Raw genomic sequence first — 13,363 nt, 5'->3', positions numbered from 1 at the left:
TGTATGGAAGTCCTAAGGACATCCCACGAAAAATAGTAACACTGATTGGGGGTTTTGGCAACGTTTCCATTTTAAATTTTCTTAATATTTTCTCTTGCCTATATAGTTTGCAATATTTTTAAGGCTTTTCTTTACCCTGTTATATGGAAGGTGATCAAGATCCTTCAGGGCTCTATCCAGATACATTCTGCTGAGCTCATGGGACCGGTCAATGGCGTCGGTAGCCAGGATGGAGGATATGACCTCTTTCATTTCGTCGGGAGTGGTATATTCCGACACTCTTTCAATCTTGGATTTCAAATCCGGGTTTTCCATGGCGTACAGAATCGGAAGGGTGATATTCCCTTGCCACAAGTCACTGCCAGCAGGTTTCCCCAGTTCTTCCTCACTTGCTGTAAGGTCCAGGATATCATCCGTGATTTGAAAGCTCATCCCCACATTGTAACCGAATCGGTAAAGGCGCCTGTGAATCTCTTCAGGAGCTCCGGAAGAAATAGCACCAAGCTGGCAGCTTACGGCAATAAGCAAGGCGGTTTTCCTTTTAATCCGTAAAAGATAATTCCGCAGGTTCTGATCAAATCGATATTTATCTTCAATTTGAGCGATTTCACCCTTACATAATTCCACCAGTGTATGTGATAAAATCTGATGTGCTTCAGGAACTTTTATAGATGTCATATATTCAAGGGCCCGTGCAAAAATATAATCCCCTGTATACATCGCAATACGATTATCCCATTGGGCTTTAATCGTCGGCTTTCCTCTTCTTAACTCTGCATCGTCGATCACATCGTCGTGTACGAGGGAAGCCATGTGCATCAGCTCTAATGCTACCGCTACATTTTTCACAATATTAATATCATATTGTCCAAATTTCGCAGACAGCAATACAAATACCGGCCGGATCCTCTTCCCACCTGCTTGGAGAAGGTGAAGGGAGGCCTCTTGTAAAAGCCGGGATTCTGACTCGATCGCCACTTCCAATTCCTTTTCAATTTCATCTATATCCGTTTTAAGAAACGAATACATCCTGTTTAGCTTCATAGTTTTTCCACCTAATTTACGAATTTCTTACTTTCTGCCGGAATGCATAGCAGCAACCCCGCCACTATATGGCTTCACATGTATGTCTTTAAAGCCAGCTTCTTCAAACATCTGTGCAAGCTCCTTCATGCCCGGAAAATCCCTGGCAGATTCCTGTAGCCAGGAATATTCATTAAAGCTCTTGGCGAAAATCTTCCCGAACAGGGGCATCACAAAACGGAAATATGCATAATACATCTGCTTGAATCCGAACATGGTCGGCTGGGAGGTTTCAAGGCAGACGGCCATCCCTCCTGGTTTCACTACGCGGTTCATTTCCTTCAGGACGTGGAGATAGTCGGGAACATTTCGCAAACCGAAGCCAATGGTCACATAATCAAACGTGTTATCGTCGAAAGGGAGCTCCATGGCGTTCCCATGAATCAGTTCGATATTGTTCAGGTGGGACTCTTTGACTTTCTCTTTACCGATTGAAAGCATATTTTGACTGAAATCAAGACCCATCACACTGCCGGACTCACCAACTTCTTCCCCGATGGCCAATGTCCAGTCCGCAGTACCGCAGCAAACGTCAAGGGCCTTGGAGCCAGGCTTCACTTTCATGTGCTTCATGGTATCTTTCCTCCACTTTATATGCTGTTGGAAACTGATGACGGAGTTCATCTTATCATAATTGGAATAAATTTTTTCAAATACTCCGTGGACTTTTTGTTCTTTCGACTGCTGCATGTCGTTTTACCCTTCTTCCGCGTATAGTTTGGTCATTGGTTCAGGCTCCACATAAGGTAACAGTTCTACAATAAGCTTCTTAAAATAGGGCGTGTCCGGCTCAATGGCCTCTAACTGCGTTTGGACCTTTCGCTTTGTCACTTCTATGAGTTCATTTATTTGAGATAGGAGATGACCCTTTTCTTCCTTCGTTAAGTGGAAGTCCGGTGCATCCGGATCAATTCGGTTGGACAAAGTGGTCAAAGCCCGTATAAAACTTGTATACTGCGAATGTCCGAGACTGATTTTCTCCTGAACGAGCTTCTTATAAAGCAGGGATTCTTCAACGATCCCAATCCATTTATTATCTTCAAAGGAACGATAGAAGTTGGACACAATCGCTGATTCTCTGGTTTTTAACTTCTTCATGAGTTCAGCAATGCTCTTATGTTCGTCCTTGTATATGGAAATTTTGCTTTCATTTATTTCTTTAATCGCTTTTGCTAAATGTGAGATAAGTTCTACATCATCTGTTTCTGCGAGGATTTTGTAATAGAGGCTGCTGAAGTACACTCCAGCGAGTACGGTCAGCTGCCTTTCCTTTAAGGAATCACGTTCAGAGATTGTAACCTTTTCATGTGTATCAAGGGCTATCTGCAATAACATGGCAGTCGAAATCCACTGTACAGCTTCTTTACTCATCGTCCGTCCTTCGCTTACGAAAGGCAGGAGCAGAAAACAGATCCGGTCCCGGTCAATATACGGTTGATCGATATATTCCTTTAGATAAGAGTGATGCAACTGCTCTTCTATGTATTGATGAATGATATTCGCTTGATGGTTACAATCAATGAATTTCATACCCTGTAATCCCCATTTCTACTATGTATCGGTCTAAAAATTTCAGCATTAAATATTATACCATAAAATCCTCCACAATAGGGAGCATGAGTCTTACACCCCTTGATGAGATTATAACAAAGGGGACGACCACGAAGCCTAAAACTCCTTAGTCCGTCCCTCCTTTATTTTTTTCTATCAGCCAATAGCAGAATAGAAGATTATTTCTTATTATCACTCTCAACCTCGCCGTAACTGGTGACGATCGTCGCTTTCCCTCTTACCTTAATGGCAGATGTGTGATCGGTGAATTGGGCGATCATCACTTCGCCTTTATCCAGCTTCTCTGAATGATGAAACCGAGTGTCCGTCCCTCTTGTCAGTCCGATCACATTCACGCCGTCCTCAATTGCTTTGATGACAATATAATCATTTGAATTCATTCGTCGTCACTCCTAATTCTTTATAAAAGAAAGAACTTCACTTCGTGCCTGAGCGTCTTCTTTGAACGTACCTCTTACAGCTGTTGTCACTGTACTCGAGCCCGGTTTCTTCACGCCCCTCATTGTCATGCACATATGCTCCGCTTCAACGACTACCATGGCACCGTGAGGAAGAAGGGTTTCCATGATCGTATCCGCCACTGTCGATGTAATTCTTTCTTGAAGCTGAGGGCGTTTGGCAACGGATTCAACTGCCCTTGCAAGTTTACTTAAACCTGCCACCTTACCATCCCTTGGAATATAAGCAACATGTGCTTTTCCGAAGAATGGGACAAGGTGATGCTCGCACATTGAATAAAATGGAATATCCTTCACTAGCACCAGTTCTTCATGTTCTTCACTGAATATCGTTTCAAAGTATTCTTTCGGATCATGATCGAGTCCTGAAAATACTTCTGCATACATTTTCGCCACTCGCTTTGGCGTATCTAATAAGCCTTCTCTACTAGGATTCTCTCCAATAGCTTCTAATATTAATCGAATTGCTTCTTCAATTTGGCCATGATTGACTTGTGCCATAATGTTGTCCTCCTAAAATAACTTAAAGAAATAGTAACATTGTTAATATTAGCACAAGCCCATAATGTCATCAAAGACTAGTGCTTTAGAAGTTTTATATTAATATAAATCCAACAATAAAAGAAAAAAACTTCATACATAATTTTCGGGAGAACATTTCATACTAATAGTAAAAAAACAAAAAGGCCGCATAAAAATGCGACCTTCCCGTTACGCTCAAAGTATGTAATTATTTTACAGCTTCTTTAAGCGCTTTACCTGGTTTGAAAGCAGGTACTTTGCTAGCTGAGATTTCGATCTCTTCACCTGTTTGTGGGTTGCGACCTTTACGGGCTGCACGCTCACGTACTTCGAAGTTACCGAATCCGATTAATTGTACTTTATCACCATTTGCAAGTGAATTTTGAATTGTATCGAAAACAGCGTCAACCGCTTTAGTAGCGTCCTTCTTAGATAACTCAGCAGCTTCTGCAACAGCATTGATAAGTTCTGTCTTGTTCATGCCATTCACCTCCTCCCAAGGAAATGTCTCAGTCATGATTCATTTACTTTAATATCATTAGTAAACAACTTTAGCGAATTCTATACATGATGTGTAGAAAAAACGCTTGAAAACGTTGCTGAATCAATATTCAACAACAATTCTGTTAAAAGATTATCACAATAGATTAACCTTAGCAAGAACAAATCAAGAAATAATGGGAATCTTTTCTTATTTGCAACACAAATGTAATAGAATCACCCTCCATGCCTTTATTCTCGCACTCTAATCAACCTATCACTTCTTTCGGATGACTGCAACCAATACCCTCATCTGTCAGGTACTCTATCTTACTTCCCATCCTTGGAATCCCGTAAACATCCATACCCGTTTCTCAGCAGATTTGCATACCTTCCAAGATGGCATCCTTCTTGAGCATTCCCTACCACAAACCCATATATACCAAGTGTTCAATGCATCTGACGTCGTTTCGACAACCTTCTTTCAAACTACTGAAAATTTATAATTATACAATGTGAAAAATCCTACAGTCAGAGCGTGAATCGCTTAAAAAAAGAAAGACAAAAAAATGACCCTCCTAAGAAGGTCAAAGACATTTATAATATAATGGCGATCAATCCACCCGATCCTTCATTGATGATTCTTTCTAATGTATCTTTAAGTTTATATCTTGCGTTTTCAGGCATCAGGGAGAGTTTCGCCTGGATACCTTCTCTTACGATGGAACTCAAGCTTCTTCCGAAAATATCGGAGTTCCAGATGGACAGCGGATCATCTTCAAAATCCTGCATCAGGTAGCGCACAAGCTCTTCGCTCTGTTTTTCTGTCCCGATGATCGGTTCAAACTTAGATTGGACATCCACTTTGATCATGTGGATGGATGGAGCCACCGCTTTCAAGCTGACACCGAATCTTGCTCCCTGCCTGATGATTTCAGGTTCATCGAGGCTCATATCGTTCAGTGATGGAGCAGCAATTCCATATCCTGTCTGCTTCACCATTCTCAGGGCATCCGAAATTTGATCATATTCGGCTTTCGCATGAGCGAAATCCTGCATTAATTCCAGGAGATGATCTTTCCCGCGGATTTCCACTCCTACAATTTCCTTCAGAACTTCGTCGTACAGTTCATCCGGGGCGAACAGGTCGATTTCAGCAATCCCTTGACCCATATCGATACCGGCAAGTCCCGCACGTTCGATATGATCGAATTCACTGAAGTAGTGGACAACCCGATCGACATCCCGGAGGCGCTTAATATCCTTTACTGTTTCTTTCACGGCTTCCTGGTAGTTCTGTCTTAACCAGTGATCTTCCTTTAATACCATTACCCAGCTTGGAAGGTTTACATTCACTTCTAATACCGGGAATTCAAATAACGCTTCTCTAAGTACATTGAGAACATCTGAGTCCCTCATGCTCTCCACACTCATGGCAAGGACAGGGATGTCATACTTATCTTGAAGTTTCACTCTCAGGTCTTCTGTCTCAGGAGCATGCGGCCTCGCCGAGTTGATGACCATGATAAATGGTTTACCTACTTCTTTCAGTTCCTCGATGACGCGCTCTTCCGCCTCAATGTAGTCCCCTCTTCCAATTTCCCCGATGGAGCCGTCCGTTGTCACAACCACTCCGATCGTAGAATGCTCCTGGATGACTTTCCTGGTCCCGATCTCTGCCGCTTCATGGAATGGTATAGGTTCTTCATACCATGGAGTATTGATCATCCTGGGTCCATTTTCATCTTCATACCCTTTCGCACCCGGGACCGTATATCCCACACAATCTACCAATCTAATATTCACTTCGAGGCCTTCATCGACATGAACAGAGATGGCTTGATTCGGAACAAATTTCGGTTCAGTCGTCATGATCGTCCTGCCCGCCGCACTTTGAGGCAATTCATCCTGCGCTCTTGCACGCTCTGACTCACTTGCGATGTTAGGAAGGACGACAAGTTCCATGAATTTCTTGATGAATGTTGATTTTCCTGTTCTGACTGCTCCCACCACACCTAAATAGATATCTCCGCCTGTTCTTTCGGCAATGTCTTTAAATAGATCGACTCTTTCCAAGAGATTCCCTCCCATCTTATATTCCAGGGATGTTTCATCCGTGTATTCTGTGTCTCACACTCTATATTTATGATGTTGTCCCAATGACTTATGACTATTAATATGCTTTTTTTCCCCCCTTATGATGAAAAGTGAAAAATTTATTATGTCTTTAGCATTTATGATCATTTGTTTTGATGAAATAACCCTATAAAGGATGACATAAAAATAATAACCCTTCCCTTACAATATATTTTGTAAGAAAAGGGTTATGCCTATTTTGTCATAAAGACAGGTTCGTTATTTTCATCGACCGTATACGGTAAAGAATATGCAGGAACAAAGTATGTGTCTTTTACAAGTAAATTCCGGATATCTTCACCTTTTTTATATTCTTTATCTACCGAATTGAGTTCTTCAAATAAATCCATTGAGTAATCCACAAAAATGTCTCCATCCCCGTTGATGACAAGGGGAAGATTTTTATTGGAATAAGGGCTATTCACGTAGACTTCCCCGTCATAGCCAAGCTCCTTATAATTCAGGGTATAAACATTGTGTGCTACTTCTTTATTGAACGGAGGGTAGTCTTGGGCCTGGATCCTGATTTTCAATTCTCTTATTTGTTCAGCCATTCGAAGGTCGAATATCTTGACTTCGGGCTTTTCTTCCACATTTATCAGAACATATTGAAAAATTCCGCCATTTTCAAAAGCATTCCCCGGGATTTCAGGTAAGTATCTGGGGGATAATTTCCTAAAATCAATCGGATATTTCTGATAGATGGGAGTATCCTGATCCCGGGTCTTAATTGGAAGCAGTCCGCTATTGTCTTTCTGATAGGTTTCCACTGCCTCTTGTACAGCCTTCACCTGGGTTTCATAAGGAATCTGATTCTGACTTAATTCTTCATCCGGATACAAACAACCGGAAAGTATGGTCATGGTTAGTATGAGGAGTAGTGCTGTTATACTAAAGCGCTTCAATCTAAAACGTCCTTTCAATCGGGCGGTCCTAATTGGTAGGTCCGCTTAATACTATATAAATCATCATGAGCCCACCAGCGATCATCAGTATGTAAGCCATGAAAGCTGTGATAAAACGCAGGAATTTCTGCTTGATCTTGTATCTGCTGAAATAAATCGTTAATATGGCAAAAAGCATGAATCCCATTGAGGCAAACGAAATCCACATCTTCATCATCGAATCCAAAGTTCATCCCTCCTGTTATCGAATGTATTATATCATAAGACTTTTACTGAAGAATAGAAAAGAATGGTTGTTCAATAATCTGTGACAATCCTTAGGGAGGGACTTATGGATGAAAATCAAAAAAAAGCTTCTCAAGTATTTCAACATCATAGACGTCAACATACTAAGAGAAGCTCTAATAAGGGAGACCTACCCATCCATAGGCAAAGCTGTATATATTCATGACAGTGTATGCAGAGAGATCAGTGTTCGCATCCTCGAATGCCTATAAATCGAGGAATAATTGTGCATTCAGCAAAAAAATCATTCCAGCCTGCCTATATTGTCAGATCAAGTTAAGCGTTCACCCAGAATATTCACAAGGTCTTCCATTTCATTCGTTTTCCCGCGACCCATCAAGTGATCAACCGCTTCTTTCGCCTCGACTTTATTGAAGAGGACATCGTAAAGGGCATCCGTAATCGGCATTTTCACTTCATACTTTTCAGCCAGCTGATGGGCCGCTTTCGTGGTGCGTACCCCTTCTACGACCATGCCCATGTTGGCCAGGACCTCATCCAGATTATGGCCCTTCCCGAGCATATTCCCGGCTCTCCAGTTTCTCGAATGCACACTTGTACACGTCACGATGAGGTCGCCGATTCCAGTTAACCCTGAAAACGTCAGAGGATTTGCCCCCATTTTCGTTCCTAAACGGGCAATCTCAGCAAGCCCTCGTGTAATCAGAGCCGCTTTGGCGTTATCTCCGTACCCCAAACCGTCTGTAATTCCGGCAGCAAGGGCGATGATATTCTTTAATGCCCCACCAATTTCAACACCGAGGAGATCGGGATTTGTGTATACACGAAAGTTCATGTTCATGAACAGGTCCTGAACTTCTTCAGCCGCCTTCATATCCTTAGACGAAACGGTCACAGTGGTTGGATGCCTTAAGCTCACTTCTTCAGCGTGGCTTGGTCCTGATAATACCACTACTGTATGTAAATTCTCAGGCGCCATTTCATCTTCGATCAATTCTGAAATCCTGAGGAGGGAATCAGGTTCAATTCCCTTACTAACATGGACCACGGTCAATGGGGCCCGTTGAACCTCTTGAATCTGCCCCAGGACCCCGCGGATCGCTTTCGTTGGAACAGCCAGAATGATGGTATCAACGCCATCCAATGACTCCCCGAGGTCATGATACCCTATAATGGATTCAGGGAGCTCGATTTCTTTCAAATACTTTTGATTGGTATGCTTAGAGTTGATTTCATCGATTTGTTCTTTTTTGTGGCCCCATAGCCTTACTTCCAATCCATTATCAGCCAGCACCATCGCTAGAGCCGAGCCCCAGCTTCCTGCTCCGACTACCGTTACATTTTTTGAACTTTTCATTTTTACACCCACCTTATTATTTTCTAGCACGCGCAATAATACGAATAGGGGTTCCTTCAAATCCAAATGCATCACGGATTCTATTCTCCAAGAATCGTTCGTAAGAGAAGTGCATTAATTCAGGGTCATTGACAAACACAACGAAAGTAGGAGGCTTAACAGCCACTTGTGTCGCATAGTATATCCGTAATCTCTTGCCATTATCAGTCGGTGTCGGATTCATGGCAACAGCATCCATGACCACTTCGTTCAGCACACTGGACTGTACACGCATGGCGTGATTTTCACTTGCCGTATTGATGATCGGCAGCAATGTGTGAATGCGCTTCTTTGTTTTCGCAGAAAGGAAGACGATTGGTGCATAATCGAGGAATTGAAAATGTTCCCTGATATTCTTTTCCCATTTTATCATGGTTTTCTCATCTTTATCCACGGCATCCCATTTATTCACGACAATGACGACAGCTCGACCGGCATCATGTGCATACCCTGCGATTTTCTTGTCCTGCTCGATGATTCCTTCTTCACCGTCTATGAGTGAAAGGACCACATCTGATCGCTCAATGGCCCTGAGAGCTCTTAACACACTATATTTTTCAGTGGTTTCATACACTTTCCCTTTTTTCCTCATACCCGCTGTGTCAATGATGACGTAGTCCTGTCCATCATACGTATAGGAGGAGTCAATGGCATCCCGCGTCGTGCCTGCTACGTTACTGACGATAACACGGTCTTCCCCTAATAAAGCGTTGACTAAAGAAGATTTCCCTACATTCGGACGACCGATCAAAGAAAATTTGATGACATCCTCCGCATAATCCTCTTCCTCTTCCTGTTTGAAGTTCTTGACGACATCGTCGAGTAGATCTCCCAGACCAAGCCCATGAGAACCTGAAATAGGATAAGGCTCACCAAATCCTAAAGAGTAAAAATCATAAATCATTTCCCTCATTTCAGGATTATCGATTTTGTTTATCCCTAATACGACCGGTTTCTTTGATCTGTAAAGAATTTTGGCAACAATTTCATCAGCGGCTGTGACGCCTTCGCGGCCATTCGTCAAAAACACAATGACATCGGCTTCATCAATCGCAATTTCAGCCTGCTGTCTGATTTGATCCAGGAATGGTTCATTTCCCAGTTCAATCCCGCCTGTATCAATGATATTGAATTCATGCGTCAGCCATTCAGCAGAACTATATATACGGTCCCTTGTTACACCAGGTACATCTTCAACGATGGATATTCTTTCACCAACAATTCTATTAAAGATCGTGGACTTCCCGACGTTCGGACGCCCTACGATTGCTACTACTGGTTTTGTCACGTTCATCACCCTTTCTGTAAGAAGTTGTTTCGTTCTTACATTTCCTCTTTTTAAGCCTGTTCAATCATTATCATAAACTGGCACAAGAAGGACCGCCCTTAAGGTATGTTTCCTTATGGGACAGTCCCCTCTAACTTTACTATTTTATCAGTAAAAGAATAAACTGGCAATCAATGTTTTACGATGATGAACAGTCCCTCATCTAATTCATGGGCAATCCCGTCCAGAATGGCTTCCAGGTTTGCACAGATTTTTTGTAATTCATCATCCGTTTTACAATAGAACACACTTGTTCCACTCGGTACTTTTTCAGGTGCGGTCGTGACTGTTGCGAGGATGAATTTCTGTATGGTCGTACTCATTTTAACTTACTCCCCTCCTGATTCGCTTTCGACTCAGACGGCATCCTTATAGCATTTTCGAGGGTTGGTACCTGCCCAAGAATAGCAATGGCTTTCTCTACGTCCTTTCGCTGCGGAAGGACAAATACCCCGATTCTTCCATCATCTAAATCCCTCTTGGCGAGAGGTGTCAAAGCAGGAGTCCCAGAGTCCTTAAAGATCCCGAGTGAAGTGGACATATCATGGAGAATGGCCTGACGTTGACCAAGATTGGCGAGTGTCGACCTTGCATCAAACGATTTGGGTGAAAGGATGAACCCCATCCCATATCGGAGGATCTCTTCCTGCCTTACTTTAAGGCCTATATTCATGATGTAAATATTATCAACATATAATCCCGCTCCATCAAAACGAGGCTTCACATATTCAATATCAACGATATCCTTCAACCTACCGCCGGCCATTAATTTATGAGCAAGCACCATGCAGATCGCACTGATCCCTAAAGCGACATAAATATTAAAAACGATGTAAGCGATCGTAGCAAGAAGAGAAGTAAAAATAACTAAGTAATTTCGACTTTCAAATGCAATGGCGATCCCTTCAATGTAAGTAGCCCCTCTAGGGACAAGTTCATAAGCGTCCAGCTCGGTCAACGTGTTTCTCTCCATGTTTCTCACATCCCGGAATTGAGAAGCCGCCACCGTCAAGAACGTTATCGCCGTGAAGTTTTCCTCCAGTAAAGCAGGAATCGCAATGGTGCCAAGTCCCGCCGCAATGAACCCAAGGGCTATATGTATAATTTTTCCATGCAGATAGGTTGGATATTGGCGATAGTCAGTGCGAAGCATATAGATCCTTGTCAGGGTCCCCATCACCACGCCAAAGATTACAGGATACACATACACATTCATATATTCTTCATTTCCCCCTTTTTTGTTTGAGTCTTGATGTGAACAGCCTGATTTATTTCCATTACTATTATTAAGGCTGATAAAAGCCCGATGGTTAAAGCAAGCACGTCAAGGTAAGCAGCCCCCCCGATCGAATAGTAAAATCCAACCTTGTTTAATGGAACGCTCAGAAAAAAGTCGCCGGTGACACTGCTTAAAGCGACCGCAATGAGACGAAGCCTGTATAGGGAGGAGTGACTGTAGAATAGAATGCCTACTAGTACCACCGACAAAGAAAGGATGATATCCCGATCTATAAACATAAGTACCGGGTCATAAATGGAAATCAATGCGATACCTGCATAAGTCATCCCCATCGAGAGAACAGCTGCAAGCATATATAACTTCTCTCTCAAGCTTAAATTTCGTATATAAACAATACAAATGAGTGCAAGTACAATAACAGAAAATGACACTTCTACAGAACCGGCCATCATGCCATATGGAAAGACACATATGAGCAATAAACAAAGAAACGAATAACGAAAACGGTCCGGATGCGACTTTTTCAAAATAAATGTCGTATATACCCACATTCCCCACAGTACCCATAAATACAAAATGCCATCCATCAGCACACTCTCCCTCCTATTATCTACATTATGGAAAATCTTTATGTATCTCATTCATGTATGAATCAACTTTCCAAAGAAAAAATAAAGAAAGGAGGTGTTTTCAAGTGGGCAAAGATCGACAAGAGAAGAAACTGAAACAGAGCAAACGCGTGGAATCAGACCGTGACCAGGGCTTACACTACAACGGAGCAACAAGCCTTGAAGGAACGGAAAAAGCTAAACGTTAAAAGCGGAGGCGGCTTGGTCAGAGGCGTCAAGCATAAACGCCATCGATGGACTCCATCTCATAACCCGTGCAACAAAAAAAGAACGAATTCTCAATCTTGAGAATTCGTTCTTTTTACATATCAAACATTCTATTGCTGTATGCACCGGGGTTCAACCGTCTTTTCTCAAGCCAATGGTACACGTGGCCCGATAGCACAATGGGTACCTTATGAAGATCGTCAATCCGTCTACACCCGAGCGCACACATTAAAAACTGAATATCCGTATGAATTTGATTCACTTCATCAATGGTATCCTTCAAACCCGATTCCAGGAGATGCTTAAGGATGACGCCGGCCATCCCTACAGCAGATGCCCCTAATCCTAAAGACTTAACGATGTCTAAGCTATTTTGGATCCCTCCGGATGCGAGGATCGGCTTATCCGAGGCGGCATAACATTCAGCTATTGAAATGGCAGTGGGAATACCCCATTCATCGAAGAAATCCAACATACGCTTTCGTCGTTGATTCTCGATTTTCGAGAAGTTTGTTCCGCCGAATCCGCCTATATCGATGGCAGAAATCGTTGAACGGGACAAGGATTCGGCAGCCTCTTTACTTATGCCAAACCCCGTCTCTTTCACAATCACAGGTACTGAAAGATTCTCCGCAATGTTCTGTATCCTTTCCAAGGCCCCCCGGAAGTCACGGTCCCCTTCAGGCATCGTCAATTCCTGAATCACATTTAAATGGATCTGCAGGGCATCGGCTCTAATCATCTCAACGGCATCCCTTGCCTGTTGAACTGTTGCCTCACTTCCCAAATTCCCGAAGACCATCCCATCCGGGTTGTGCTTCCGGACGACTTCATACGTTTTTCGTTCAGCAGGGTCTTTAAGAGCTGACATTTGGGATCCTACTGCGATTGCCAGCCCCGTTTCCCTGGAAAGAATCGATAATTCCTGATTGATTTTTGTAGTGGTTTCTCCACCTCCACCAGTCATAGCATTTATGAAAATTGGCGAACTCCATATAAGTTCGCCAATTTCAGACTGCAGATGAACCTCATCTACTGCTATATTCGGTAAGCTTTGGTGAACAAAAGCCACTTCATCAAAACCTGTCTTCCGCTGTTGACCGGTGGATATTGCATAATTAATGTGGTCTTGCTTTCTTTGAGCTCTCGTCACAATTCATCA

At 42.7% G+C, this 13,363-nt stretch carries 16 protein-coding genes; 1 reads left to right on the top strand and 15 read right to left on the bottom strand.

Features of this window, described 5'->3' with window-relative positions; translation table 11 throughout:
• Positions 1-81 precede the first annotated feature (81 nt).
• The 14 genes from hepT to ACSQ2E_RS09460 form a co-directional block, all read right to left on the bottom strand.
• Positions 82-1,044 carry a heptaprenyl diphosphate synthase component II gene (gene hepT / locus ACSQ2E_RS09525; protein WP_435990306.1) on the bottom strand — a complete coding sequence of 321 codons (963 nt, stop codon included), beginning with the start codon at positions 1,042-1,044 and terminating at the stop codon, positions 82-84.
• Between the two features lie 27 nt (positions 1,045-1,071).
• Positions 1,072-1,773 (bottom strand): demethylmenaquinone methyltransferase, encoded by a 702-nt coding sequence (locus ACSQ2E_RS09520; RefSeq protein WP_435990305.1) that lies wholly within the window; start codon positions 1,771-1,773, stop codon positions 1,072-1,074.
• 6 nt (positions 1,774-1,779) lie between these two features.
• A complete protein-coding gene (locus ACSQ2E_RS09515) occupies positions 1,780-2,613 on the bottom strand; it encodes a heptaprenyl diphosphate synthase component 1 (protein WP_435990304.1) in 834 nt (277 codons plus the stop codon).
• A 200-nt stretch (positions 2,614-2,813) separates the two neighbouring features.
• A complete protein-coding gene (mtrB, locus tag ACSQ2E_RS09510; protein WP_034758340.1) occupies positions 2,814-3,035 on the bottom strand; it encodes a trp RNA-binding attenuation protein MtrB in 222 nt (73 codons plus the stop codon).
• A gap of 12 nt (positions 3,036-3,047) precedes the next feature.
• Positions 3,048-3,614: a GTP cyclohydrolase I FolE gene (gene folE / locus ACSQ2E_RS09505; protein ID WP_435990303.1), complete on the bottom strand. Its 567-nt coding sequence runs from the start codon at positions 3,612-3,614 to the stop codon at positions 3,048-3,050.
• Between the two features lie 229 nt (positions 3,615-3,843).
• Positions 3,844-4,116 carry an HU family DNA-binding protein gene (locus tag ACSQ2E_RS09500; RefSeq protein WP_034758336.1) on the bottom strand — a complete coding sequence of 91 codons (273 nt, stop codon included), beginning with the start codon at positions 4,114-4,116 and terminating at the stop codon, positions 3,844-3,846.
• Between the two features lie 596 nt (positions 4,117-4,712).
• Positions 4,713-6,191: a stage IV sporulation protein A gene (gene spoIVA, locus ACSQ2E_RS09495; RefSeq protein WP_435990302.1), complete on the bottom strand. Its 1,479-nt coding sequence runs from the start codon at positions 6,189-6,191 to the stop codon at positions 4,713-4,715.
• A gap of 254 nt (positions 6,192-6,445) precedes the next feature.
• Positions 6,446-7,156 carry a hypothetical protein gene (locus ACSQ2E_RS09490; RefSeq protein WP_435990301.1) on the bottom strand — a complete coding sequence of 237 codons (711 nt, stop codon included), beginning with the start codon at positions 7,154-7,156 and terminating at the stop codon, positions 6,446-6,448.
• 28 nt (positions 7,157-7,184) lie between these two features.
• The gene (locus tag ACSQ2E_RS09485; protein ID WP_435994485.1) at positions 7,185-7,373 is read right to left on the bottom strand and encodes a DUF2768 domain-containing protein; all 189 of its coding nucleotides are present in this window, start codon (positions 7,371-7,373) and stop codon (positions 7,185-7,187) included.
• Between the two features lie 339 nt (positions 7,374-7,712).
• Positions 7,713-8,759, bottom strand: a complete 1,047-nt coding sequence (locus ACSQ2E_RS09480; RefSeq protein WP_435990300.1) for an NAD(P)H-dependent glycerol-3-phosphate dehydrogenase — start codon at positions 8,757-8,759, stop codon at positions 7,713-7,715.
• Positions 8,760-8,775: 16 nt separating this feature from the next.
• The gene (gene der / locus ACSQ2E_RS09475) at positions 8,776-10,086 is read right to left on the bottom strand and encodes a ribosome biogenesis GTPase Der (protein ID WP_435990299.1); all 1,311 of its coding nucleotides are present in this window, start codon (positions 10,084-10,086) and stop codon (positions 8,776-8,778) included.
• Positions 10,087-10,256: 170 nt separating this feature from the next.
• Positions 10,257-10,448, bottom strand: a complete 192-nt coding sequence (locus ACSQ2E_RS09470; protein WP_435990298.1) for a capping complex subunit for YIEGIA — start codon at positions 10,446-10,448, stop codon at positions 10,257-10,259.
• Complete coding sequence (locus tag ACSQ2E_RS09465; RefSeq protein ID WP_435990297.1) at positions 10,445-11,341, bottom strand: YIEGIA family protein; 897 nt, start codon at positions 11,339-11,341, stop codon at positions 10,445-10,447. Before ACSQ2E_RS09465 ends, ACSQ2E_RS09470 begins: the two co-directional genes overlap by 4 nt.
• Complete coding sequence (locus tag ACSQ2E_RS09460; protein ID WP_435990296.1) at positions 11,338-11,952, bottom strand: YphA family membrane protein; 615 nt, start codon at positions 11,950-11,952, stop codon at positions 11,338-11,340. Before ACSQ2E_RS09460 ends, ACSQ2E_RS09465 begins: the two co-directional genes overlap by 4 nt.
• Positions 11,953-12,059: 107 nt before the next feature.
• Here ACSQ2E_RS09460 and ACSQ2E_RS09455 point away from each other — a divergent pair, with 107 nt between their 5' ends.
• Positions 12,060-12,182: a YpzI family protein gene (locus tag ACSQ2E_RS09455; protein ID WP_435990295.1), complete on the top strand. Its 123-nt coding sequence runs from the start codon at positions 12,060-12,062 to the stop codon at positions 12,180-12,182.
• 113 nt (positions 12,183-12,295) lie between these two features.
• Here the strand turns inward: ACSQ2E_RS09455 and fni are convergent, their stop codons facing one another.
• The gene (fni, locus tag ACSQ2E_RS09450; protein ID WP_435990294.1) at positions 12,296-13,354 is read right to left on the bottom strand and encodes a type 2 isopentenyl-diphosphate Delta-isomerase; all 1,059 of its coding nucleotides are present in this window, start codon (positions 13,352-13,354) and stop codon (positions 12,296-12,298) included.
• Positions 13,355-13,363 lie beyond the last annotated feature (9 nt).

Source organism: Rossellomorea sp. LjRoot5 (genome assembly GCF_964253455.1).
Lineage (GTDB): Bacteria > Bacillota > Bacilli > Bacillales > Bacillaceae_B > Rossellomorea.
Note: the sequence above shows the minus strand (reverse complement) of the source record. Positions and strands in the feature narration are given on the sequence as shown.